The sequence below is a fragment of the Mesorhizobium sp. LCM 4577 genome (assembly GCF_001854795.2).
GTDB lineage: Bacteria > Pseudomonadota > Alphaproteobacteria > Rhizobiales > Rhizobiaceae > Mesorhizobium > Mesorhizobium plurifarium.
On the sequence record NZ_MDDU01000002.1, the window covers coordinates 406937 to 430176 of the forward strand.

At 63.9% G+C, this 23240-nt stretch carries 27 protein-coding genes; 17 read left to right on the top strand and 10 right to left on the bottom strand.

All coding sequences use genetic code 11. The features are described from left to right. The first annotated feature begins 204 nt into the window (after positions 1-204). On the top strand, positions 205-2691 hold the full coding sequence (locus tag LCM4577_RS06460; protein ID WP_071070298.1) for an EAL domain-containing protein: 2487 nt from the start codon (positions 205-207) through the stop codon (positions 2689-2691). 57 nt (positions 2692-2748) lie between these two features. Here the strand turns inward: LCM4577_RS06460 and LCM4577_RS06465 are convergent, their stop codons facing one another. Beyond that, complete coding sequence (locus tag LCM4577_RS06465) at positions 2749-3303, bottom strand: GNAT family N-acetyltransferase (RefSeq protein ID WP_040990295.1); 555 nt, start codon at positions 3301-3303, stop codon at positions 2749-2751. A gap of 289 nt (positions 3304-3592) precedes the next feature. Between LCM4577_RS06465 and LCM4577_RS06470 the strand changes: the two genes are divergently transcribed. Beyond that, the gene (locus tag LCM4577_RS06470) at positions 3593-4048 is read left to right on the top strand and encodes a DUF2214 family protein (RefSeq protein ID WP_071070300.1); all 456 of its coding nucleotides are present in this window, start codon (positions 3593-3595) and stop codon (positions 4046-4048) included. A 59-nt stretch (positions 4049-4107) separates the two neighbouring features. Here LCM4577_RS06470 and nth read toward each other — a convergent pair whose 3' ends face one another. Beyond that, a complete protein-coding gene (nth, locus tag LCM4577_RS06475) occupies positions 4108-4914 on the bottom strand; it encodes an endonuclease III (protein WP_071070302.1) in 807 nt (268 codons plus the stop codon). Between the two features lie 22 nt (positions 4915-4936). On the opposite strand from nth, the gene LCM4577_RS06480 reads away from it, so the two are divergent. Then, a complete protein-coding gene (locus tag LCM4577_RS06480) occupies positions 4937-5431 on the top strand; it encodes a DUF2244 domain-containing protein (protein WP_040990298.1) in 495 nt (164 codons plus the stop codon). 11 nt (positions 5432-5442) lie between these two features. On the opposite strand, the gene LCM4577_RS06485 is transcribed toward LCM4577_RS06480, so the two are convergent. Then, complete coding sequence (locus LCM4577_RS06485; protein ID WP_071070304.1) at positions 5443-6258, bottom strand: class I SAM-dependent methyltransferase; 816 nt, start codon at positions 6256-6258, stop codon at positions 5443-5445. A 115-nt stretch (positions 6259-6373) separates the two neighbouring features. Here LCM4577_RS06485 and LCM4577_RS06490 point away from each other — a divergent pair, with 115 nt between their 5' ends. The 8 genes from LCM4577_RS06490 (at position 6374) to LCM4577_RS06525 (ending at position 12671) form a co-directional block, all read left to right on the top strand. Beyond that, positions 6374-7279 carry a methylated-DNA--[protein]-cysteine S-methyltransferase gene (locus tag LCM4577_RS06490; protein WP_071070306.1) on the top strand — a complete coding sequence of 302 codons (906 nt, stop codon included), beginning with the start codon at positions 6374-6376 and terminating at the stop codon, positions 7277-7279. A gap of 237 nt (positions 7280-7516) precedes the next feature. Further along, positions 7517-7990 carry a hypothetical protein gene (locus tag LCM4577_RS06495; protein WP_071070308.1) on the top strand — a complete coding sequence of 158 codons (474 nt, stop codon included), beginning with the start codon at positions 7517-7519 and terminating at the stop codon, positions 7988-7990. A 23-nt stretch (positions 7991-8013) separates the two neighbouring features. Beyond that, positions 8014-8406 (top strand): hypothetical protein, encoded by a 393-nt coding sequence (locus LCM4577_RS06500; RefSeq protein ID WP_071070310.1) that lies wholly within the window; start codon positions 8014-8016, stop codon positions 8404-8406. Next, positions 8373-8957, top strand: coding sequence for a hypothetical protein (locus tag LCM4577_RS06505; RefSeq protein WP_071032701.1), 585 nt, complete (start codon positions 8373-8375; stop codon positions 8955-8957). Before LCM4577_RS06500 ends, LCM4577_RS06505 begins: the two co-directional genes overlap by 34 nt. Positions 8958-8967: 10 nt before the next feature. Further along, on the top strand, positions 8968-9414 hold the full coding sequence (locus LCM4577_RS06510) for a hypothetical protein (RefSeq protein WP_371410028.1): 447 nt from the start codon (positions 8968-8970) through the stop codon (positions 9412-9414). A gap of 187 nt (positions 9415-9601) precedes the next feature. Then, entirely contained in the window at positions 9602-10507 is a 906-nt protein-coding gene (locus LCM4577_RS06515) for a ribokinase (protein ID WP_071070313.1), read from the top strand. A gap of 3 nt (positions 10508-10510) precedes the next feature. Continuing rightward, a complete protein-coding gene (locus tag LCM4577_RS06520) occupies positions 10511-11962 on the top strand; it encodes an amidase (protein ID WP_071032698.1) in 1452 nt (483 codons plus the stop codon). A 94-nt stretch (positions 11963-12056) separates the two neighbouring features. Then, positions 12057-12671, top strand: coding sequence for a LysE family translocator (locus LCM4577_RS06525; RefSeq protein WP_071070315.1), 615 nt, complete (start codon positions 12057-12059; stop codon positions 12669-12671). 164 nt (positions 12672-12835) lie between these two features. Here LCM4577_RS06525 and LCM4577_RS06530 read toward each other — a convergent pair whose 3' ends face one another. Next, on the bottom strand, positions 12836-13777 hold the full coding sequence (locus LCM4577_RS06530; protein WP_071070317.1) for a nucleoside hydrolase: 942 nt from the start codon (positions 13775-13777) through the stop codon (positions 12836-12838). A gap of 261 nt (positions 13778-14038) precedes the next feature. Here LCM4577_RS06530 and LCM4577_RS06535 point away from each other — a divergent pair, with 261 nt between their 5' ends. Both LCM4577_RS06535 and LCM4577_RS06540 read left to right on the top strand, forming a co-directional pair. Then, positions 14039-14464: an Hsp20 family protein gene (locus LCM4577_RS06535; protein WP_040990309.1), complete on the top strand. Its 426-nt coding sequence runs from the start codon at positions 14039-14041 to the stop codon at positions 14462-14464. Between the two features lie 63 nt (positions 14465-14527). Next, positions 14528-14785 carry a DUF1150 family protein gene (locus LCM4577_RS06540; RefSeq protein ID WP_040990310.1) on the top strand — a complete coding sequence of 86 codons (258 nt, stop codon included), beginning with the start codon at positions 14528-14530 and terminating at the stop codon, positions 14783-14785. 145 nt (positions 14786-14930) lie between these two features. Here LCM4577_RS06540 and ptsN read toward each other — a convergent pair whose 3' ends face one another. The 6 genes from ptsN to lptC form a co-directional block, all read right to left on the bottom strand. Then, positions 14931-15395 (bottom strand): PTS IIA-like nitrogen regulatory protein PtsN, encoded by a 465-nt coding sequence (gene ptsN / locus LCM4577_RS06545; protein ID WP_071032694.1) that lies wholly within the window; start codon positions 15393-15395, stop codon positions 14931-14933. A gap of 62 nt (positions 15396-15457) precedes the next feature. Further along, complete coding sequence (gene hpf / locus LCM4577_RS06550) at positions 15458-16045, bottom strand: ribosome hibernation-promoting factor, HPF/YfiA family (protein ID WP_041004919.1); 588 nt, start codon at positions 16043-16045, stop codon at positions 15458-15460. Between the two features lie 305 nt (positions 16046-16350). Further along, entirely contained in the window at positions 16351-17880 is a 1530-nt protein-coding gene (rpoN, locus tag LCM4577_RS06555; RefSeq protein WP_071070621.1) for an RNA polymerase factor sigma-54, read from the bottom strand. Between the two features lie 179 nt (positions 17881-18059). After that, positions 18060-18878 (bottom strand): LPS export ABC transporter ATP-binding protein, encoded by an 819-nt coding sequence (gene lptB, locus LCM4577_RS06560; protein WP_040997483.1) that lies wholly within the window; start codon positions 18876-18878, stop codon positions 18060-18062. Further along, positions 18878-19474, bottom strand: coding sequence for an LptA/OstA family protein (locus tag LCM4577_RS06565; RefSeq protein WP_071070319.1), 597 nt, complete (start codon positions 19472-19474; stop codon positions 18878-18880). Before LCM4577_RS06565 ends, lptB begins: the two co-directional genes overlap by 1 nt. Further along, positions 19461-20174, bottom strand: a complete 714-nt coding sequence (lptC, locus tag LCM4577_RS06570; protein ID WP_071070321.1) for an LPS export ABC transporter periplasmic protein LptC — start codon at positions 20172-20174, stop codon at positions 19461-19463. Before lptC ends, LCM4577_RS06565 begins: the two co-directional genes overlap by 14 nt. A 290-nt stretch (positions 20175-20464) precedes the next feature. Here lptC and sppA point away from each other — a divergent pair, with 290 nt between their 5' ends. The 4 genes from sppA (at position 20465) to LCM4577_RS06590 (ending at position 23231) form a co-directional block, all read left to right on the top strand. After that, positions 20465-21421, top strand: a complete 957-nt coding sequence (sppA, locus tag LCM4577_RS06575; protein ID WP_071070623.1) for a signal peptide peptidase SppA — start codon at positions 20465-20467, stop codon at positions 21419-21421. Positions 21422-21498: 77 nt separating this feature from the next. After that, entirely contained in the window at positions 21499-21783 is a 285-nt protein-coding gene (locus LCM4577_RS06580; RefSeq protein WP_040990317.1) for an integration host factor subunit beta, read from the top strand. Between the two features lie 118 nt (positions 21784-21901). Continuing rightward, positions 21902-22231, top strand: coding sequence for a hypothetical protein (locus LCM4577_RS06585; RefSeq protein WP_040990318.1), 330 nt, complete (start codon positions 21902-21904; stop codon positions 22229-22231). A 22-nt stretch (positions 22232-22253) separates the two neighbouring features. Beyond that, positions 22254-23231 carry an ornithine cyclodeaminase family protein gene (locus tag LCM4577_RS06590; protein ID WP_071070323.1) on the top strand — a complete coding sequence of 326 codons (978 nt, stop codon included), beginning with the start codon at positions 22254-22256 and terminating at the stop codon, positions 23229-23231. Positions 23232-23240: the final 9 nt, after the last annotated feature.

Below are 23240 nucleotides of genomic sequence, written 5' to 3' on the forward strand. Positions count from 1 at the left end.
ACGCGGCGTAAACGTCCTTCAGTTGCTGAGCAATAATTCATGAAACAAATACTGGACAAATTTATCGGCCGTTAAGTCAGGCGCGCTATCTGGATCGGTGTCGCCGGTAACCGGGCGACATGCGGGGAAGAACATCGTCTCAACCGACGGATGAGCCGGTCGGACAGACACCGAGGGAGCCAGAACGAGCTCCATGGGAATGGGATGAAGCTGTCATCGACCGACGCCGCCCCGCGTCTCATCGGACTGGTCTGGCCTTTCGTCGCGGTCGTGCTGATCCAGGCGCTGGTTGCGACACTCAGCCTCCACACGCTGTCTGCCGTGCGCGCCTATGTCGGCGGCGAAAGCCAATGGTCGAAGGGGCAGAAGCACGCCATCTATTTCCTCAGCCTCTATGCCGACACAGGCCGGGAAGAGTATTTCAACGAATATCGCCAAGCCATCGCCGTGCCGCTCGCAGATCGCGCCGCGCGGCTGGCGCTCGAACAGGCCGAGCCCGACACGAATGCGGCCCGGCTTGGCTTTCTTGGCGGCAACAATCACCCCGACGATGTCGCCGGCCTGATCTGGCTGTTCCGGAATTTCCGCGGCGTCAGCTATCTCGATACCGCGATCCGCCACTGGACGGATGCCGACGAGATGATCCTCGCCATCGAAAGATTGGGCGACGACATGCATCGCAGGCTCGATAACGGGCCGGCATCGTCAGCCGAGATCGGTCTGTGGAAGGCGCAAATCCACCAGCTCGACCGCCGGATCGGACCGCTCGCCAAGGCCTTTTCCGACAGTCTCGGCGAGGGATCGCGCTTCATCAAGATGGCGCTGACGGCGGCCAATCTCGCCACCGCTGCCCTGCTTATCCTGCTCGCCGTCTGGCGCACGCGCAAGCTGATGAAACAGCGCCAGGCATTTCAGAACGCCCTCAATGCCGAGCGCGAGCGCGCTCAGATCACATTGGCCTCGATCGGCCAGGCCGTCATCAGCACCGATGCCGAGGGGCGGCTGGACTATATGAATGCCGGAGCGGAGAGGCTGCTCGCCTGCCCGCTGGCCGCCGCCAAGGGCAAACCGGTCGCCTCGTTGTTCCGGCTCGTCGACAAGGACAGCGGCGTCGAGGAGACCGATCTGATCACGCGCCTGCTCGCAGGCGAGCCGCGCCGGTCCAACGTGCGCCCGCAGCTTCTGGAGCGTCTCGACGGCTCGGTCGTGCCCGTGGCGCTGAATGGCGCGCCGCTGATCGTTTCCGGCGCGATCCTGGGGTGCGTTCTGGCCCTGCACGACATGACGCGCGAGCAGGACTATATCGAGCGCCTGTCGTGGCAGGCATCGCATGATGCGCTGACCGGGCTCGTCAACCGCCGCGACTTCGAGAACCGGCTGGCGGGCGCGATCTCCGAAGCGCCGCAAAGGCCGCGCCGGCACGCGCTGATGTATCTCGACCTCGATCAGTTCAAGCTGGTCAACGATACATGTGGCCATGCCGCCGGCGACCAGCTGCTGCGCCAGATCTCGGTGCTGCTCGCCAACGAGCTGCCGCCCGGCGACATCCTGGCGAGACTGGGCGGCGATGAGTTCGGCGTGCTGCTCTTCGATTGCGATGCCGACTGCGCCGCCGCGACCGCCGAGCGGTTGCGCGCCACGGTCCAGGATCTGCATTTCTCCTGGGATGGACGTCCCTTCAACATCAGCGTCAGCATCGGCATGGTCGAAGTCGCCAATGCAGGCATGACGCTGGAGGAGGTGCTGCGCGCCGCCGACGTCGCCTGCTACATGGCCAAGGAAAAGGGCCGCAACCGCGTCCAGCTCCACAATGACGGCGACACGRCACTTCGTGAGCGCTTCGGCGAGATGGCCTGGGTGCAGCGCCTGCATGCCGCGCTGGACGAGAACCGCTTCAGGCTGCACGCGCAGGAGATCGCGCCGCTGCGCGACGATATCGCCGAGGCAGGCGCGCACATCGAAATCCTGCTGAGGCTGACCGACGAGGACGGCAGCTTCGTCACCCCGCAGAGCTTCATACCGGCGGCGGAGCGCTACGGGTTGATGACGGCGATCGACCGCTGGGTGGTGCGCAACACCTTCGCCATCTTGGCGGCGAGGCTCGCCGACCCGCAGGCGGTGCCGGTATCCACCTGCGCGATCAATCTCTCCGGCGCCACGTTCGGCGACGAGACGTTCCTCGGCTTCATGCGCGAGCAGTTCGCCGCGCATGCCATCGCGCCCGAAACGATCTGCCTGGAGATCACCGAGACCAGCGCCATCGCCAATCTGACCGAAGCCATGCGCTTCATCGCCGACCTGCGCGGGCTCGGCTGCCGCTTCGCGCTCGACGATTTCGGCTCCGGCATGTCGTCCTTCGCCTATCTGAAGCATCTGCCGGTCGACTACCTCAAGATCGACGGCGGCTTCGTCAAGGACATGCTCGACGACCGCATCGATCGCGCCATGGTCGAGATGATCCACCACATCGGCAAGGTGACGGGAAAACGCACCATCGCCGAATTCGTCGAAAGCGACGGCATTCTCGACGCCTTGAAAGCGATCGGCGTCGACTATGCGCAGGGCTATGCGATTGCCCGGCCCCAGCCATTCGATGCCACCACCGTTGTGCGCGGCAATCGCAGCGAGCGCGATGCAACGGCGGATAGCTGGGAGGCTTTGGCGCGGACGCTGCGCCGCAAAGCCGGCTAATTACCCAGCAATTCCAGGAAAAGTGTAGAGCGGTTCGCCGTGAAACGGTGAAACGCTCTAGGCGACAACGCCTCCGGCCTGCCGTTCCAGCAGGATCGTCGGCTTGTCGTGATAGGTGGTGCGCAAAATCTCGCGATAGCCGTTCTTCTCGGCCACCTTCTGCGAAGCGCCGTTTTCCGGATCGATGATGCAGACGGTTCTCGCCTGTCCGAACGCCTCGTCGCTCCAGGCGACGATCCGCCCGACGACCTCGCTGGCAAGCCCCCGGCCATGCGCTTCCGAGGCCAGCGCCCAGCCGGCTTCCGGCACGCCTTCGATCGAAGGTTCGATCTCGCGCTTCAGGTCGTGGAAGCCGGCCTCGCCGATGAAGCGCCCCGTCGCCTTGTCCTCGATCGCCCAGAACCCGTAGCCGATCAGCGACCACAGCCCGGCATGGCGCAGGAAACGCATCCAGCTTTCCTCGCGCGTGCGCGGCTTGCCGCCGATGAAACGGGTGACGGCGGGCTCCGCCCACATGGCGGCATAGGTCTCGAAATCACCCAGACGGTGCGGCCGCAGGACGGTGCGCGCCGTATCAAGGATCGGCACGCCGGCTTCCGTCTTGATGCTCATGGCATTCCCCTCCATCGAGGCCGCGGCGCTTAGAGCGTTTCACCGTTTCATGGAAACGGCGAACCGCTCTATCCTTTTGTTTTTACGCAATTCCGGACGGAAAAACCGCTCACACTTTTCCTGGGATTGCTCTAGCAAACCAGCGCGTTCGATCAAGAGCCAGGATAATACGGTGGCTCTTCCAGCCATAACGGCCATATCGCGGCTGCACGCCTATGGGCTTTTCGCCGGGCGGTGCTAGTTTGCGCGCGAAGCCGATCCAGAAACGCAAGTCGACCGGAGAAGAACCATGGACACCACGGACCTGTTGCTGGCGATCGCGCATCACCTGCTGGTGTTCTCGCTGGCCGGCATCATCGGCGCCGAGTTCGTGCTGGTGCGCGGCGATCTGGGCGCGGCGACGCTCAAGCGCCTTGCCGGCATCGACCGTCACTACGGCATCATCGCCGCGCTGATCGTCATCGTCGGCGTCTGCCGGGTGTTCTTCGGTCTGAAGGGTTGGGAATTCTACGTCTACAATTGGGTGTTCTGGGCAAAGATGGTGGCCTTCGCCATCGTCGGCCTGCTGTCGATCGTGCCCACGATGCGCTTCCTCTCCTGGAACAGGCAGGCGAGCAGCAATCCGTCTTTCGCGGTGCCGGCGGCGGAGCTCGCCTCGGTGAAGAATTATGTCCGCGCCGAGGGCTTTATCTTCCTGCTTATTCCGGTCTTCGCCGCGGCGATGGCGCGCGGCTACGGTTATTAGAGCAATTCCAAGGAAAAGTGGGCAGCGGTTTTCCGTCCGGAATTGCGTCAAAGCAACCTCTAGGCTTCGGCCGGAAACGTCTCGTCCAGCGGCGCGATCGGCACCAGCGGCGCCGGCACGTCGGTGGTCTTTTCCTTCGACTTGCAGATATCGGCGATCACGCAGGCCGGGCAATCGGGCTTGCGCGCCTTGCAGACATAGCGGCCATGCAGGATCAGCCAGTGATGCGCATGGCGCATATATTCGGCAGGGATGACCTTGAGCAGCCCTTGTTCCACCTGTTCCGGCGTCTTGCCGGGCGCCAGCCCGATCCGGTTGCCGATGCGGAAGATATGCGTGTCGACCGCCATGGTGTGCTGGCCGAAGGCGACGTTGAGCACGACATTGGCGGTCTTGCGGCCGACGCCGGGCAACTTCACCAGATCGTCGCGATCCTGAGGCACCTTGCCCGCATGGTCGTCGATCAGCGCCTTCGACAGCGCGATCACATTCTTGGCCTTGTTGCGCCACAGGCCGATGGTGCGGATATAGTCGCCGACCTTCGCCTCGCCCAATGCCAGCATCCTGGCTGGCGTGTCGGCTGCCGAAAACAGCGCCTTCGTCGCCTTGTTGACGCCCGCGTCTGTCGCTTGCGCCGACAGCACCACCGCGACCAGCAGGGTGAAGGCGTTGACATAGTCGAGCTCGCCTTTCGGCTCCGGCCGTTGGACGGAAAAACGCCGGAAGATTTCATGCACCTCGGCAGGGCTGTAAAGCGGCCGGGAAGCGGCTTTTCGCGGCCGAGCGCCAGGCGCCCGGCCGCTGCCGGCAGGGGCGGGCTGAGGTTTTTTGACAGCTACGGATTTTTTCGACTTGGGAGGCGCCATTTCCTTCCTATAATATTCCCTCATGAGCGACACAAACGCCTCGTTCCAGGCCGACGAGCCATTTTTCCAGGCCCTGCTGACGCCGCACCGCTCGCTCGGCCGAACCGGCTTCCTGATCCTGATGGGGGCGCTTCTGTTCGGCTGGGCGGTCACCGGCGCGTTTTTCCTGGCGCATGGCGCCTGGCCGGTGTTCGGCTTCTTCGGCCTCGACGTGATCGCCGTCTATATCGCTTTCCGCGCCAATTACCGCGCAGCGCGCGCCCGCGAGGAGATATCGGTCTCGCGCACCAGCCTCGACATCCGCAAGACCGCCCCTTCAGGCCGCTCTGAAAGCCATCGCTTCAATCCGTTCTGGACACGGTTTTCGATCGCCCGCCATGCCGAGATCGGCATCACCAAAATGGCGGTGGAAGCGCAGGGCAGGAGCGTGGCGATCGGCGGCTTCCTCAATCCCGACGACCGTGAGAGTTTCGCCACCGCCTTTTCGCGCGCGCTGGCGACCGCCAAGGCGCGCTGACGCCCAAGCAATCAGAACCGGTACCGCAGCAGCCTGCCGACCTTGCGCATGGCGGGGATGAGTTTCCAGAGGCCGATGAACAAGCGCGCGGACCAGCCAAGCCGCGCGCCTTGCTCCGGCTTGTAGGACGGAATCTCGCCGATGAAGCGAAGTTTCGGAACAGCCCGCTCCAGCTCGCGCGGATCCTCGATGGCCCAATGGACTTCGGAGCCTGTTGCCTTGATGGCCGGATTGAGGCGCATCAGCTTCAGCCCGAAACGGCTGTAGGCGTCGAACATCAACTCGCCGCCGGCAAGATGCGCGACAAGCCGCGCGAACAGCCGCGGTCCCTCGTCGGCGGCAAGATAAGGCGTAAGCCCCTCCGCCAACACCATGGCGGGACGGTTGCGGGGCACCATGGTCAGCCAGTCCGGCTCGATCACCGACGAGGCGACAAGGTGATAGCAGTCACGAGGCGGATAGAGCCTGCGCCTGAGCTCGATGACCTCCGGGTAATCGACGTCGAACCAGTCGACGCCCGGCGGCGGGTCGACGCGAAATATCCGCGTATCGAGCCCGCATCCCAGATGCAGCACGATCGCATCCGGATATCTCGCAAGGAAGTCCGCGGCGCAGACGTCCAGTGTTTTCGCCCGGATCGCAAAGCCCAGGCCGAGATTGCCGTCGACCTTGAGCCGCGAGAAATCATAGTCGATCTTCTTCACCGCCTCGTCGGCGAGGCGATCCTGGAGCAGCGAATTGGGCAGCCGGCTCTCCAGCGCCTTGCCGTAAAGCGTCATCAGCAAGGTTTCCTTCGCTCCGGTCAGATCGACCTTTTCGCCGGCCATGATTGTCCTCTTCGGTCCGAAGCTGACTCTATCTGGGTGGGTGTGGAGTGAAGGCAAGTTTCGGGTGGTTGCAAAGCTCTGGAAGACCGATATTCGCGGCCAAGGAGATATTGCCATGAACGCTCAGATGACCATGAATACGCGGATGAAACCGACCGCGATCCTTGAGAACGACATCACGCCGCAAGGCAGCGACTACGACGTCGTGCGCCGCGCCATCGAGAAGATCAGCCTCGACTATCGCGACCAGCCCTCGCTGGAGGTGCTGGCCGAGGAAGTCGGCGAGACGCCGACCGGCCTGCAGAAGCTGTTCACACGCTGGGCGGGATTGTCGCCCAAGGCCTTCCTGCAGGCGGTGACGCTCGACCATGCGCGCAGGCTGCTCGATTCCGGCATGCCGCTCCTGGAGACTTCGTTCGAGCTCGGCATGTCCGGCCCCGGCCGGCTGCACGACCTCTTCGTCACCCATGAGGCGATGTCGCCCGGCGACTACAAGACCCGGGGCGCGGGTCTCACCATCCGCTACGGCTATCACATCTCGCCTTTCGGCATCGCGCTGATCATGGTCACCGACCGCGGTCTCGCCGGCCTTGCCTTCTGTGACGCGGGCGGCGAGCGGGCCGCCTTCGCCGACATGTCCGGCCGCTGGCCGAACGCGACCTATATTGAGGACATGTCGGCCACCCAGGCTTACGCCGCGCGGGTCTTCGACCCGACGCAATGGCGTGCCGACCAGCCGCTGCGGGTGGTGATGATCGGCACCGATTTCCAGCTTCGCGTCTGGGAAGCCTTGCTGCGCATCCCGATGGGCAGGGCCTGCACCTATTCCTCGATCGCGGCAAGCATCGGAGCGCCCAACGCCAGCCGGGCCGTTGGCGCGGCCGTGGGCGCCAACCCGATGTCCTTCGTGGTTCCCTGCCATCGGGCTATCGGCAAGTCCGGCGCGCTCACCGGCTACCACTGGGGCCTGACGCGCAAGCGCGCCATCCTCGGCTGGGAAGCGGGGCAAGTGGCGTCCTGAAACAATCGATTTTTTCGYGCGCCATTGCGAAAAACCGCACATCGTAATATAAATCGGTACAACCTAAATAAAACGATTGGCCTATTCGCAAAATGCAACCGGCGACAACCTGTGGTTATCGTCGGGTTTCTTTTAAGTTGCTTCCCGATATTATTTAAGTTAACGCTAAATTAACCACGATAAAGGGAAGATGACCCTACGTTGAGCCGCATCATCCGGCTCGAAAGAGGGGTCTCAATGAAGTTCTTCCGCGCCGCCTTGGCTGCATGCTGTCTGGCCGCCTGCGCCGGCCAGACAGCATCGGCGGCCCCCACCGGAAATGTGCTGTTCAACGGCACGATCACCGCGACCTGCACGGTCACGATCAACTCCAACGGCACGATGACCGTCAGCAGCAATCTTCAGTCGCTGAGCTCGCACAATGCCGGCGGCTCGGCCGGCAGCGCCCAGGTCGATACGACAGGTGGCGTCCAGCTCAGCGTCGACCCGGTGACGACCACAACCGTGCCGTCCAGCGACGTCACAGCCACCACCTGGRCGCCAACTTTTGCCACCACCGGCGCGCAGACGATTGCCGAAACCGGCACTGCGACCGCGCTGACGGTGCCGGGCACATCGACGGTCGCGATCAATCTTGCCGGCACCAAGAGCGGCACGAACCGCTTCTCCGCCGGCAACTACCAGGCAACGGTGACGCTGCGCTGCGAATAGTCCTCTCGCGAAAGGAACGGTCCTTGAGAACGATTGCAATCCTGGCGGCGGGCCTGATCGCCGTGCTGTCTCCCATCGCCGCGACCAGCCAGTCGATGACGCCGATGCGGGGCGAGGTACGATCCTTCACCGATGCCTTCGCCGTTCGCGTCTTCCCGGGCAACCCGTACAACCAGCGCATACGTGTCGAGGTTCATGTCTACGACCAGGATTTCCAGCCGGTCGCGGCCAGGATCACGCCGAGCGCTTTCCTTCTGGCCGGCCAAGCGTCGCGCCCTGTCCTGGTGGTCGTCCCGTTCGACGGCGCGAACGAGCGTAAAGTGCGTATCTGTACCGAGAGTATCCCCTTTCCAAGCGAGCAGACCCAGATAAGGGCACAGATATGCGGAAAGTTCTTCGGGCATCGCAGGTTCTGACCTTGTCCCTGCTGCCCGTCCTGGCTGTCGTAAGCCAAGGGCTTGCCGAGGATATTCTGAACCTGAACCAGAACCAGACGGGTTTCAGCCTGCCCGGCGTCAGCCTGCCCCAGGGCCAGGACGAAGTTCATGCCAGCGACGGCACGACCTGCCGCTCGGCCGTTTCCGGCAGCGGCGCCTATCTCGACCTTGGCGTCATCCGAGGCAACAACTCGAGCAACCAGGCCAACAGCGACATCGCCACATACGGCCGCGTCGTGATCCCGATCGGGCGGACGCCGAAACGCGTCGATTGCAGCCGCCTCTACGAGCTGGAGGTCGAGCGCCTGCAGCTGGAATTGAAGCTCCTCAAAATGGGCGTCGGCGCCGACGGCCAGACGACGGGGAGTGTGGACGCTTCCTCGCCCCAAGGCGCCGCGCCCCGAACCAGCGCGGCCCAAGCCGGCGCGACCCAAGCCGGCGCGCCCCAGGTCAAATCAGCGGGATGGGCCGACGAAGGCTGGACCATCAGAGGCACGACCGGCAGTGAAAAGAAGAAGAAGCGAAAATAGCTCTGCATTGTTGGCGCTGGCAGTGCTTGCCTGCTTCAGTCTCCCGGCGCAGGCGGCGATCATCGGCACCTGCACAATTGTGATCGGGGCATCGGGGACGATGAAACCGAACCCCGCCATCAACATCTTCGGCTCCAAGCAGGCAGGCGGATCGAGCGCCGGCGCCTCCATCACCGCGAACTCGACGCTGTGTTCCATCCTAAACCTGCTGGACTGCTATTCCGTTTCCACGCCGGCGCCGGTCGCGTTCACGTCCGCGCCGAGCGGCGGCGACACCAATGTCTCGTTCGCCTCCGTCTTCCGCCTCGACGGCTCGGGGCTGGATATACCGGGCAGCTCGCCGCAAAAGCTGACCAACGGCACCCACACCATCCAGGTCGATCTGACGGCCACGAAGTCGCCGGGCATCTTCCCAGCGGGCAGCTACCAGGCCGAGGTCACCGTCCGCTGCGAATGATGCTGTGGGCCAGACCGCGCGGACAGCGACGTGATCTGGCAACCGGCGGACTTTGCGGCTAGCTTCGCGCCCAGCACGCAATTCCAGGAAAAGCGCTTCGCGTATTTCGCTGGAGTTGCGCAAGAAGCAGAATCTTGGAGCACGTCCGCCTTTACGCAGGCTGACCCGCTTCAACGGGAGGCAGTCTTTGATCATCGTCGTCGGCTCGATCAACCTCGATCTCATCGCCAATGTCGACCGCTTGCCGGAGCCCGGCGAGACGGTGCGCGGCTCGGGCTTTGCCACCGCGCCCGGCGGCAAGGGCGCCAACCAGGCGCTGGCCGCGGCGCGCGCCGGCGCCCAGGTGCGCATGGTGGGCGCGGTCGGCAAGGATAGCTTTGCCGCCGAAGCGCTCGCCCTTCTCAAGGCCGGCAATATCGATCTGTCCGGTGTCGGCCAGAGTTTCGCCTCCACCGGCACTGCCTTGATCCTGGTCGGCGCCGACGGAGAGAACGTCATCGCCGTCGTGCCGGGCGCCAATGATTCGGTGGTGCCGGGCGATGTCGCCAAGGCTTACCTCAAAAAGGGCGATGTCGTGCTCTTGCAGCATGAGATCCCGCTGCAGACGGTCGAGGCCACGCTGGATGCCGCGCGCGCGGCAGGCGCGGTCAGCGTCCTCAACACCGCCCCCTTCCGGGCTGAAGCCGCCGGCTTCCTCGGCAAGGCCGACTATGCCGTCGCCAACGAAACTGAATTCGATCTCTATGGCGAGGCACTGGCGCTTTCGGGCCGTGACCGCCCTGCCCGCATGCGCGACTACGCCCAAAAGACCGGCCGCGCCATCGTCGTCACGCTCGGCGGCGATGGCGTGCTCGCCGCCACGCCGCACGATTTCCTCACCGTTCCGGCGCTGAAGATCACGCCGGTCGACACGGTCGGGGCCGGCGACACTTTTTGCGGCTATTTCGGCGCCGGCCTGTCATCCGGCCTGTCGCTTGAGCAAGCGCTCACGCGCGCCGCCGCGGCCGGGTCGCTCGCCTGCCTGAAACCCGGCGCGCAGCCGGCGATCCCGCTGACAAAGGATGTCGACGCGGCTTTGGCGGGCACCCGTTAAGCCATGCGCCCCGTCACGAAACACGCCGTGCCCCCGGCCAGCGACATCTGCCGCCTCTCCGCCATCGAGCTCGCCGACAGGATCAGGCAGCGACAACTATCGGTGCATGAAGTCGTCAGTGCTTTCCTCGACCGCATCGAAGCCGTGAACCCGCTGGTCAACGCCATCGTCTCGCTGCGCGAGCGCGCCGACATCCTGGCCGAGGCTGACAGGGCCGATGCCCATCTGGCCCACGGCGGCGAGGCCGGATCGCTGTTCGGCCTGCCGATCGCCATCAAGGACCTGGCCCTGACCAAGGGCCTCAGAACCACTTTCGGCTCGCCGATCTTCGCCGATTTCATTCCCGACACGGACGACTTCTTCGTCGAGCGCATCCGCAAGGCCGGCGCCATCATCATCGGCAAGACCAACACCCCGGAGTTCGGGCTGGGCTCCAACACCTACAACCCGGTCTTCGGCTCGACGCTCAACGCCTTCGACCCGACGCTCACCGCCGGCGGCTCGAGCGGCGGCGCGGCCGTGGCGCTGGCGCTCGACATGGTGCCGGTCGCTGACGGCAGCGATTTCGGCGGCTCGCTGCGCAACCCGGCCGCCTACAACAATGTCTACGGCTTGCGTCCCTCCCAGGGGCTCGTGCCCGCCGGCCCCGACATCGATGTCTTCCATTCGCAGATGGGCGTCGAAGGGCCGATGGGCCGCAGCGTGCGCGACATCGCGCTGCTGCTCGACGAACAGGCCGGCTATCACCCGCGCGCGCCGCTGTCGCACGCCAAGGAGGGGTCGTTCCTTAACGGCCTGGAGGCCAAGGCAGCCGGCGGCCGCGTCGCCTGGCTGGGCGACCTCGGCGGCCACCTGCCGATGGAGCCTGGCGTGCTCGATCTCTGCGAGGCCGCGCTTGCCCGCTTCGCCGACGCCTCGTTCCACAGTGAAAAGCTGGTTCCCGATGTCGATTTCGAGGCGCTGTGGCAGGCTTTTGTCATCTTGCGCCAGGCAAGCAGCGGCTGCGGACTGAAGGCGCATTATGACGATCCCGCAAAACGCAGGCTTTTGAAGCCCGAGGCTGTCTGGGAAGTGGAGCAGGCGATGCGGCTCACCGCGCCGCAGATCCATGCCGCCAGTGTCCGGCGTACCTCGTGGCACCGCACGCTGCTATCGCTGTTCGAGCGCTTCGACCTCATCGCCTTGCCGACCGCGCAGGCCTTCCCGTTCGACGTGACCACCCACTGGCCGCGCGAGGTCGCGGGGCGGACCATGGACAGCTATCACCGCTGGATGCAGGTCTCCGCCTTTGCAACGCTGGGCGGCTGCCCGGCGCTCGCCGTGCCGGCCGGCTTCGATGAGAGCGGCCGGCCGATGGGCATGCAGCTGATCGGCCGCCCGCGCGGTGACCTTGCCGTGCTCAAGGCCGGCGCAGCCTATGAGGCGACACTGCCATGGTCGGCAGGGGCGGCGTAACGGGTCGCCCCGCGCAGCCAGCTTGCGCCAGCATCAATCCCGTGCATTGATCGCGTTCCGCCCAAGTCGGCGCTGTCCTGCTCGAGGGAAGATCATGTCGCTGGAACTCTACGCCACTTACGTCGTCGCTTGCATCGTCATCATCCTGGTGCCGGGTCCCACGGTCACGCTGATCATCGCCAACAGCATCCGCCACGGCTCGCGCGCGGGCTTGGCCAATGTCGCCGGCACGCAGGCCGGACTCGCCATCATGATCGCCATCGTCGGCATTGGCCTCAACACGCTGATCGCCGGCATGGGTCACTGGTTTGAATGGGTGCGGCTGCTCGGCGCCGCCTACCTGATCTGGATGGGCGTGCAGATGTTCCGCGCGAAAGGCGCCCTGAATCCGGACGGATCGGCGAAAAAGCCGCGCGGCGGCTTCTTCCTGCAGGGTTTTCTGGTCGCGATCAGCAATCCGAAGACCTTGGTGTTCTTCGGCGCCTTCTTCCCGCAGTTCATCGCGCCACAGGGCAACTACACGCTGCAGATCGTGGTCATGGGCCTGACCGCCATGATCTTCGCCGCCATGTCGGACTCGACCTACGCGCTTGCGGCAGGCCGCGCCGGCCGCATCCTCTCGGCCAGCCGCGTCAAGCTGATGTCGCGCATCAGCGGCAGCTTCCTGGTCGGCGGCGGACTGTGGCTGGCGTTCTCGAAGGCGAAGTGAACACCTTTCCTTCTCCCCCTGTGGGAGAAGGTGGATCGGCGCGAAGCGCCGAGACGGATGAGGGGTGTTCCAGCGGAGTGAGACGTTAGCGCTCCCTGGAACACCCCTCATCCGACCGAGCTTCGCTCGGCCACCTTCCCCCACAAGGGGGGAAGGAAGAGGTGCTACAGCCGCCCGAGCCGCTCCACCAGCAGCGCAAAGAAGCCGTCATGGTCGATGTCGCGCATCACCATGGCGTTCTTTTCCCGCTTGGTGACGCCCCACCAGTCGATCACCGTCATGCCCATGGTGAGCTCCGACGCGGTCTCGACGCTGACATTGCAGTGGCGACCCTTGAACAGCTCGGGCTTGATCAGATAGGCGATGACGCATGGGTCGTGCAGCGGCCCGCCGTCGGTGCCGTATTTTTCCTCGTCATAGCGCTCGAAGAACTCCAGCATCTCGGCGGTCGCGGTGCCGACCTTGGTGTCGAGCTTACGGAACGCCTGGATGCGCTTGGACGAGGTCAGCGCCTTGTGGGTGACGTCGAGCGGCATCATCACGATCGGAATGCCCGATTTGAACACCAGATCGGCGGCTTGCGGGTCGACATAGATGTTGAATTCGGCGGCCGGCGTGACATTGCCGCCTTCGAAGAAGCCGCCGCCCATCAGAACGATCTCCTTGATGCGCGGCGCGATCCTGGGCTCGCGTATCAGCGCCAGCGCGATGTTGGTGAGCGGTCCGAGCGGGCAGAGCGTGATCGTGCCGCTTTCCTCGCGCATCAGCGTCTCGACAATGAAATCGACGGCATATTGTTCCTGCAGCGGCATGGTTGGCTCAGGCAATTGCGGGCCGTTCAGGCCGGTCTTGCCATGCACTTCCTCGGCGGTGACCAGCTCGCGCGCCAGCGGGCGGATAGCGCCGGCATAGACCTTGATGTCGGGCCGGCCGGCCAATTCGCAGATCTTGCGGGCGTTGTTCTGGGTCAGCTTCAGCGGCACGTTGCCTGCAACCGCGGTGATACCGACGACCTCCAGCTCGGAACTGCCAAGCGCCAGCAATATGGCGACGGCGTCATCCTGGCCGGGATCCGTGTCGATGATGATCTTTCTGGACTGGGGCATTTCAATTCCTTTTGGGGAGTCTTTTTGGGCGGGGCTTACAGCATGATCCCGAACCGGAGGTCAGCGTTAGCAAAAAGTGGGAACCGGTTTTCGGATAAGATCATGCTCCAACGAAGAGGTGAACCAGGATGGCGGTTCAACGAAACGTCATCCTGATTCAGTGCTTGAACTTGATCGCGCGGCGGACCATATCAAGACCATCGGGAAAAATGCCATCCGGGTTTTTCCAGTTTGTGTCGCTCTTCAGAGGACAGTGTAACAATGAGTCGAATGACGCCCTTCTCCAGCCCGCTTCTTTTGGGCTTCGATGCCATGGAAAAGACGCTTGAGCGTCTGGCGAAGTCCGGCGACAGCTATCCTCCATACAACATCGAGCGCCTCGGCGCCGCCGACGGCAAGGCCGAGAGGCTGCGCATCACATTGGCCGTTGCCGGTTTCGCCGAAAGCGACCTCGATGTCACCACGGAGGAAAACCAGCTGATCGTGCGTGGCCGCCAGAGCGACGACACCGAGCGCGAATTCCTGCACCGCGGCATCGCCGCGCGCCAGTTCCAGCGCTGTTTCGTGCTGGCCGACGGCATGCGGGTGATCGGCGCCGAGCTGAAGAACGGACTGTTGTCGGTCGATCTCGACCGGCCGGAGTCCGAGCGGCTGGTACGGAAAATAAACATATCGGTGAAAGACTGACCTTCGCCGATGGCTCTATGCGAGGCGGCCAATCCTGGCGTCCTCGCGCCAAGGAGGCTTGAAATGACCAGAACTGACGAAACGATCACCATGACCAGCGGCGAATTCGCCCATCTCGGCGAAGGTTCGGTCGCCTATCTCAGGAAAGTATCGAGCGACGACCTGCGCGGCCGCTTCCCGGGCCTTCAGGAAATCGCGCCCGGCCTTGAGTTGTGGGCGCTGTTTGCCGCCAACGGCCAGCCGATCCTGCTTTCCGATGCCCGTGACCGGGCGCTGGCGGGCGCGTTGGAGAACGATCTGACCACTGTCGCGATCCACTAGACCATAATCCCGAAAAGTCGGACCCGGTTTTCGGATAAGATTACGGTCAACTAAAGTAGCGATTGCTGGCAGTCCGAAATGGAAAGGGCCGCTCCCGGCGGCCCCTTTAGGGTTTCATCCCAAAACCAGATTCTATCCCAAAACTTCAGGCTGCGTGCGAGGCCTGCGTGTCCGACAGCAGGGCGTGGATCGCCACCGCGTCGCGCGTGCCCCTAATCTTGGCCACCGTGTCGGCATCGCGCAGCACACGCGCGATGCGCGACAGCGCCTTGAGATGGTCGGCGCCGGCGCCCTCGGGCGCAAGCAGCAGAAAGACGAGGTCGACCGGCTGGTCGTCCAGCGCCTCGAAATCGACCGGCGTTTCCAGCCGGGCGAAGACCCCGGCGATCCGCTTCACGCCGGCGAGCTTGCCGTGCGGAATGGCGATGCCGTTGYCGACGCCGGTCGAGCCCAGCCGTTCGCGCTGCAGGACGGTGTCGAACACCTCCCGTTCCGGAATCCCCGAAATCGCCGCGGCCCTCTCCGACAGCAATTGCAGAAGCTGCTTTTTGGAATTCGCCTTCAACGCCGGCATGATCGCCGAGACGCTGATGAGATCACTGAGATCCATGCTTGAAAAATCCCTTGCTCGCCTGCCGCGCCAGTCGTCGTCCCCCTCGCGCGGCTGGCTTTTTATCCCTGAGCGACTTTGGTCGTCGACGGATCGATCCAGCCGATATTGCCGTCCGGCCGGCGGTAGACGATGTTGAGATGGTCGGTTCCGGCGTTGCGGAACAGGAAGACCGGGCTGTCGCTGTTGTCGAGCTCGATGACAGCCGACGCCACCGACATGGTCCGCAGCGTCATGCTTGATTCGGCGACGATGGCCGGAGCGAAGTCCTCCGGAATGTCTTCCTCGTCGTCGGCAAGGGGGGCCATCACCGTATAGGCGATGTCGGTCGGCTCTTCGCCATTGCCGTTGCCGGTGTTGCGTGACTTCAGCCGGCGCTTGTAGCGGCGCAGCCGCGTTTCCAGGCGGTCGGCGGCCGCCTCGAAGGCGAGCGTCGGGTCCTGGGCGTCGCCGGTCGCCTGCAGCGAAGCGCCGGAATCGAGCCGGACCATGCAGTCGGCGGAGAAACGCGACCCCGATTTGATGACCGTGACATGTCCTGAAAAACCCCGATCGAAATATTTCTCGATCGCCTCGCCGACCCGGTCGCTGATGCGCGTGCGGAACGCATCGCCGATGTCCATGTGTTTTCCCGAAATGCGTAGATTCATCTGAAAACTGACCTTCCTTGCTCAGGCTTCAAACTGTTCCCGAGTTTATACCCGTGGCGCGCGCGCACAAGCTTCGCAGCGGCATGCGCGCCGATTTTAGACCCGAACTTTCCGGTTGATCACAAGTCGCCTTCTTGGCCGTCCGTGGCCGTGTCTGACGGACCCATTCGCGAGCGGGCATTACCGCCCCGCTCCATGCGGGCGGGCTTCTAGACACTTCATTGCAGCTTGTCAATCAAGCTTGGGAATTGCGGAAAATCCGCCTGTCTCGCACCGGCGACGGCTTGTCGAGATTCGGATCGAGCCTAGCGGCCGACATTGGCCAGCGCCCGCTTTTCCCGGCGCCGCTGCACAGACGATGGGATGTTCATGCCTTCGCGATATTTCGCGACGGTTCGCCGCGCGATGTCGACACCGCTTTCCTTGAGCATGTCGACGATGGCGTCGTCGGAAAGCACGTCGGCGGGCTTTTCCTCGTCGATCATCTGCTTGATGCGGTCGCGCACGGCTTCGGACGAATGCGCTTCGCCGCCTTCGGCCGAGGCGATCGATGCGGTGAAGAAATAGCGTAGCTCGAAGACGCCGCGCGGCGTCAGCATGTATTTGTTGGCGGTGACACGGCTGACGGTCGATTCATGCATGCCGATGGCATCGGCCACCGTGCGCAGGTTGAGCGGCTTGAGATGACGCACGCCATGGACGAGGAAGRCATCCTGCTGCCGCACGATTTCCGACGCCACCTTGAGAATGGTCTTGGCCCGCTGATCGAGGCTGCGCGTCAGCCAGTTGGCGTTCTGCAGGCATTCGGCGAGAAAATCCTTTTCCGCCTGATCCTTTGCATGGCTCGAAATGCGGGCGAAGTAGACATTGTCCACCAGCACGCGCGGCAGCGTGTCGGCGTTGAGCTCCACCGCCCAGCTGCCGTCATTGGCCGCGCGCACCTCGACATCGGCGACGATCGCATCGCTGGCGCCGCCCGAAAACGCCAGGCCGGGACGCGGATCGAGCGCGCGGATCTCGGCCAGCATGTCGAGGAGATCCTCTTCGTCGACGCCGCAGATGCGTTTCAGCGTCTGGAAATCCCGCCGCGCCAGAAGCTCGAGATTGGCGACCAGCGCTTTCATCGCCGGATCGAGCCGGTCGCGCACCGCCAGCTGCAGCGACAGGCACTCCGCAAGGTCGCGCGCGAAAAGTCCTGGCGGCTCGAAGGTCTGGCAGACGCCAAGCACGCGCGCCACCGCCGTTTCGTCCGCACCGAGCCGGGCCGCGATCTCGCCGAGGTCGGTGCGCAAATAACCGGCTTCGTCGAGCCCATCGGCGAGCTCGCCCGCGATCAGGCGTTCGCCGGGACTGAGAAAAGCGAGCGCGATCTGCTCGCCGACATGTTCGCGCAGCGTGACGGCGGCCGCGGCCATGTCGCCGACATCGAACCCCTCGGACGATGCTGAGCCGGCGGCGCCGCCGGCGGCCGATTTCCACTGCGCCGTGAGGTCCGGCCCCAGCCTCTCATGGGTGCCGGGGTCGTCGGGAAACAGGTTCTCCAGGGAGGAATCGAGCTTTTGCGAGATCGCTTCCGCGCTCCATTCCGTCTCGCCCTCGAACCAGTCGCCTTCGGAAGCCCGCTCCGGCGCCGCCTCGCTTTTCTGGGCCTGGTCGCCTGTGGCGTCGTCCTGCGGCTCGGCCCGCTCCAGGAGCGGGTTGCGCTCGATCTCCTCGTCGATGAAGCGCTCGAGCTCGACATGGGTGAGCTGCAGCAGGCGGATCGACTGCATCAGCTGCGGCGTCATCACCAGCGACTGGGACTGTCTGAGCTGCAGTTTGGCTGCCAGCGCCATGGTGGGATTCAAACGCCTCGTCTACGCGTCGCACAGTTGTTTTTCGGTCGGGCATAGAAACTGGCCCGGCTTTTGCTTGTCAAGGAAAACGCTAGCAGCCGGGGCTTACCGGAGCGTTATCGAGCGCTAAAATAGCGAAAAGCCGCCACGCGACCGCGCCACAACCCGAAGACCGGCAGTCAGAGCGTGAAGCCCTCGCCGAGATAAAGACGCCGCACATCGGCGTTGGCGACGATCTCGTCGGCGCGGCCATGCGTCAGCACCTGGCCGGCATGAATGATATAGGCGCGGTCGATCAGGCCGAGCGTCTCGCGCACATTGTGGTCGGTGATCAAGACGCCGATGCCGCGGGCCGTGAGATGGCGAACGAGCTGCTGGATGTCGGCGACGGCGATCGGGTCGATACCGGCGAAAGGCTCGTCGAGCAGCATATAGGCCGGCCGCGTCGCCAGCGCCCGCGCGATTTCGAGGCGACGCCGTTCACCGCCCGACAGCGACATCGACGGCGCCTTGCGCAGATGGCTGATGTGGAATTCCTCGAGCAGCTCGTCGAGGTTGCGTTCACGCACCTTGCGATCCTTTTCGACCACTTCCAGCACGGCACGGATGTTCTGCTCGACGTTCAGGCCGCGGAAGATCGACGCTTCCTGCGGCAGATAGCCGATACCGAGGCGGGCACGCCGGTACATCGGCATCGAGGTGACATCGAAGCCGTCGATCTCGATCGAGCCTTCGTCGACCGGCACTAGCCCCGTGACCATGTAGAAACAGGTGGTCTTGCCGGCACCGTTAGGGCCAAGCAGGCCGACGGCTTCGCCGGCGCGCACGCCAAGCGTGACACCGCTCACCACCTTGCGGCCCTTATAGCTCTTGGTCAGACCCTTCGCGATCAGGGTGCCCTTGAACTTTGCCTTATCGGTGCCGACCGTCGCCGGCGCAGCCGGCTTTGCGGCCGCCCGTCCCGGAAGACGGGCCAGCAGCGAGGTTACGCCGGCCATTAGTTGCCTGACGCTCCCTGCTGTTGCGCGCCCTGCTTTTGGGGCGTGAACGACATCATCACACGGYCGCCGCAGCCGTCGACATTGGCGAGTCCGCTCTTCATCTGCACGGTGAGCTTGCAGCCCTTGAGCACATTGTCGCCCTGCGACAACACCACTTCCTTGCCCTTGAGCACCAGCACCTGCGTCTTCATGTCGAATGTGCCGCTGTCGCCCGTGGCGATCTGGTCGTTCGACTTGACGTAGACTTTGTTCTCCACCTCGAGGTGGTCGATATTGGCGGCGCCGGTCATAGCCGACGCGCCGGCCGCGGCGCTTTTGCCGGCATTGGCATCCTTGACATAGTAGACCGTCATCTTGCCGGCCTTCAGCAGGGTCGGCCCTTGATTGACGGTGACGTTGCCGCTGAATATGGCCATGCTTTCGGCCTGGCGGACCTCGAGCTTGTCGCTTTCGATCTGGATCGGCTGGTCACCCGACAGCTTGAGCCCCGGGATCTGGCTGGTCGCGCTCGATTGCGCGAAGGAATGCGCCGTCGCCAAAAACAGCAATGCGGAAGCAGCGCCCGAAAGCCATGCGGATTTACTGCGACGCATTCTGTTCTCCACCGTTTACCCCCGCTGCCTTCAGCRCGGCTGGATCTATGTTGACGCGAACCCGGTTCTCGAAGACTACGAGCCTGCCGTTGTCCTCGACCGCCATCGAATCCGCCGTGATGCGCGACCCGCCGCGGCTGACATCAACCGGATTGTTCGTCTTCATAGAGCCTTTGCCCATGTCTAGGAAGATCGATTTGAACTTCGCCGCCAGGCCGTCCGTCGTCGTCACGCTGACGTCGCTGGTCAGGTCCATCGTGTTGGCGTCGCGATTGTAGATACCGTGCGCGGCATCGACCGATACGATATTGTCGGTGGCGACGGGCAGTTTGGCGTTGATGCCTTCGAGGTCGATGACGGCCTGCTGGCCGACATCCTGCGTCGCCCTGGTCGCCGTCAGCGAATATGGCAGCTTCTGCTTGGTGAAGCCGTTGAGCTTCGGATTGGCCATCACCAGCTTGCCGTCGGAAAACGCCGTGCCGTCGGCCTGCACCGAGACCGACAGGGGCGCTTTGAGGTAGGAATAGACTGGAAAGGCGACGGCGATGGCGACCGCGAGCAGCGGCACCGCGAATTTCAGCACGCGCACGCGGCGCGAGTGCCGCTGCGCGCGGTTGAAGGCATCTCCGCGCGTGCCGCCCTCGGCCGCCGGAGCCGATGCCTCGCCAGCATCGCTCGTTTCGTCAGATCGCGCCAACATGACTTTCTAATGGACCTTTGCCCGCCCAAACACCGCCTATAGGTGGTATGCCGACACCTACAAGCAAGCACAAGCGGATCAAAACTGCAAAAATGTGACAACTGCCACCCGCAAAATCGACAGGAATCCGGCGAGACGGCTTGTACTTCATAGCAGATAGGGACTTGGTTGCGTTAATTTTTCGTGAGGTCGGCGTCAACGCTTCACGGCGCGGCATTTTCAGGAAACGGTAGCCGTGTGCCGAGGCTTGCTTTAAAAGCGTGCTTTCCCACCGATCCATGAGGCTGACGATGGCAATGAGAGCCGACGACCTGATCGACCGCCGCCGCTTGCGCCGCAAGCTGACTTTCTGGCGCGTGGTCGCGTTTCTGGTTCTGGCGGCCGCGGTGATCGCGTTCTCGACCTGGGTCTATGACGACAATTTTACCGGCCAGGCGGTTCCGCACATCGCCAAGGTCAAGATCGAAGGCACCATCACCGAGGATGAGGAACTGCTCAAARGGCTGGAGGCGATCCGCAAGTCGCCAGAAGTGAAGGGCGTCATCCTGTCGATCGATTCGCCCGGAGGCACCACGGTCGGTGGCGAGTCGACATTCGAAGCCGTGCGCAAGCTTGCCGGCGACAAGCCCGTGGTGGCCGAGGTCGGCACGCTGGCGGCATCGGCCGGCTATATGATCGCCAGTGCGGCCGACCATATCGTCGCCCGCCAGACCTCGATCGTCGGCTCGATCGGCGTGCTGATCCAATATCCTGACGTCAGCGGTCTCATGGACAAGCTCGGCATCAAGCTGGAGGAAGTGAAATCGTCGCCGCTCAAGGCTTCGCCCTCGCCCTTCAAGCCGACCAATGACGATGAGCGCGCCATGGTGCGCAAGCTGATCCTCGACAGTTACGACTGGTTCGTCGGCATCGTCGCGGACCGCCGCAAGATGACGCACGAGCAGGCGCTGGCGCTGGCCGACGGTTCGATCTTCACCGGCCGCCAGGCGTTGGCCAACCATCTGGTCGACGCCGTCGGCGGCGAGCAAGAGGCGATCGACTGGCTGGCGACGAAGGGCGTGGACGCCAAGCTCAAGGTCGTCGAGTGGAAGGACAAGGACAGGCGTGGCGGTTTCCTGTTTTCCCAGTCGATGGCAAAACTGGCGGCCAAGGCGCTCGGCCTGCCGGATGCCGGCGGCGATGTCATTCACGAGCTCGGCGCCGACCGCTTGTTTCTTGACGGTCTCGTTTCGGTCTGGCACCCTTGACATCTCGCTTGGACGAGCCAAAAAAGCAATAAAATCATCCTGATAATCGACTGCAGTGGTTTTACGGGGAACGTTATATGATCAAATCCGAGCTTGTGCAGATTATTGCCGCGCGCAACCCGCACCTTTTCCTGCGCGATGTCGAAAACATCGTCGGTGCGATCTTTGACGAGATCACCGATGCGCTTGCCGAGGGCAACCGGGTCGAGTTGCGCGGTTTCGGCGCCTTTTCGGTGAAGAACCGTCCCGCCCGCACCGGCCGCAATCCGCGCACCGGCGAATCCGTCGAGGTCGAGGAAAAGTGGGTGCCGTTCTTCAAGACCGGCAAGGAGTTGCGCGAAAGGCTGAACAGCGGCAAATAGGCCGCGCGCCGGCGGGTTGAAACGGCATCTTGGCGCTTAAAGCATGTCTCCCGAAAGTGGAGGCCGGTTTCGGGACAAGGACATGCGCGCTTAGGAAGCTTCTCTCTGTGGAGATCTGATGTTCAATCGCTTCGTCCTCGTCGTGGTCTTCGTGCCGCTGGCCATCATCCTGATCGCGCTTGCCGTCGCCAATCGCGGCCCCGTCGCCTTCACGCTCGATCCATTTCATCCCGGCAATCCCGCGCTGACGCTGAACCTGCCGCTTTTCATCTTCCTGTTCCTTGCCCTGGCCGTCGGCATGGTCGTCGGCAGCATGGCGACGTGGGTGAAGCAGGGGCGCTACCGCAAGCTCGCGCGCCAGCGCGGTCTGGAAGCTGAAAACCTTCGCCAGGCGGTGAGCCGCCCACCGGCGGCGCCCAATGGACCAGCGCTGCCCAAGCCGAACTAGCTAACGCCTCACGGAGCCTCCGATGCTGACCGTTTCGGCCGCCGAGGTCGACCGCGCGCTGACCTTTCCCGGCCTTGTCGAGACATTGCGCACCGCCTTCCGCGAAGGCGCGATGCAGCCGGTTCGCCATCATCATGGCGTCGAGCGCCCGGACGGCGCCGCCTCGACCCTGCTTTTGATGCCGGCCTGGACCGACTTCAATGCCGCTGGTACCTCGGCGGGAGGCCATATCGGCGTCAAGATCGTCACCGTATCGCCGGACAACAACGCCATCGGCAAGCCGGCGGTGATGGGCCTCTATCTTTTGCTCGACGGCGTCACCGGCGAGCCGCAGGCGCTGATCGACGGCCAGCGCCTGACGCAGTGGCGCACGGCTTGCGCCTCGGCGCTTGCCGCCTCCTATCTCGCCCGCAAGGACGCCTCGCGGCTTCTGGTGATCGGCGCCGGCGCGCTGTCGCCGTTCCTTGCCAAGGCACATTCGGCGGTCAGGCCGATCGCATCCATCCGCATCTGGAACCGCACGCCGGCCAATGCCGAAAAAGTGGCGGCCACCTTGCGAGCCGAAGGCCTTCCTGCAAGTGCCGCCGGCGATCTCGACGCGGAGCTTGCCGAGGCCGACATCGTCGCCTCCGCGACCATCTCGAACACGCCGCTGGTCAAGGGCGCGCTGCTGAAGCCCGGCGCCCATGTCGATCTCGTCGGCGGTTTCACGCCGACGATGCGCGAAAGCGATGACGACGCGATCAAGCGCGCCCGCGTCTATGTCGACACCCGCGCCGGCGCCACCAAGGAAGCCGGCGACATCGTCCAGCCGCTGGCCTCAGGCGTGCTGAAACCGGAAGCGATCGTCGCCGACCTGCACGAGCTTGCCCGCGGCGAGAAGCAGGGCCGGCAAAGCGACGGCGAGATCACGCTGTTCAAGTCGGTTGGCGCAGCGCTTGAGGATCTCGCCGCAGGCATCGCCATCTACAAGGCGCTGCGCGCAGGCAGTAGGGATTAGGCAGGAGGA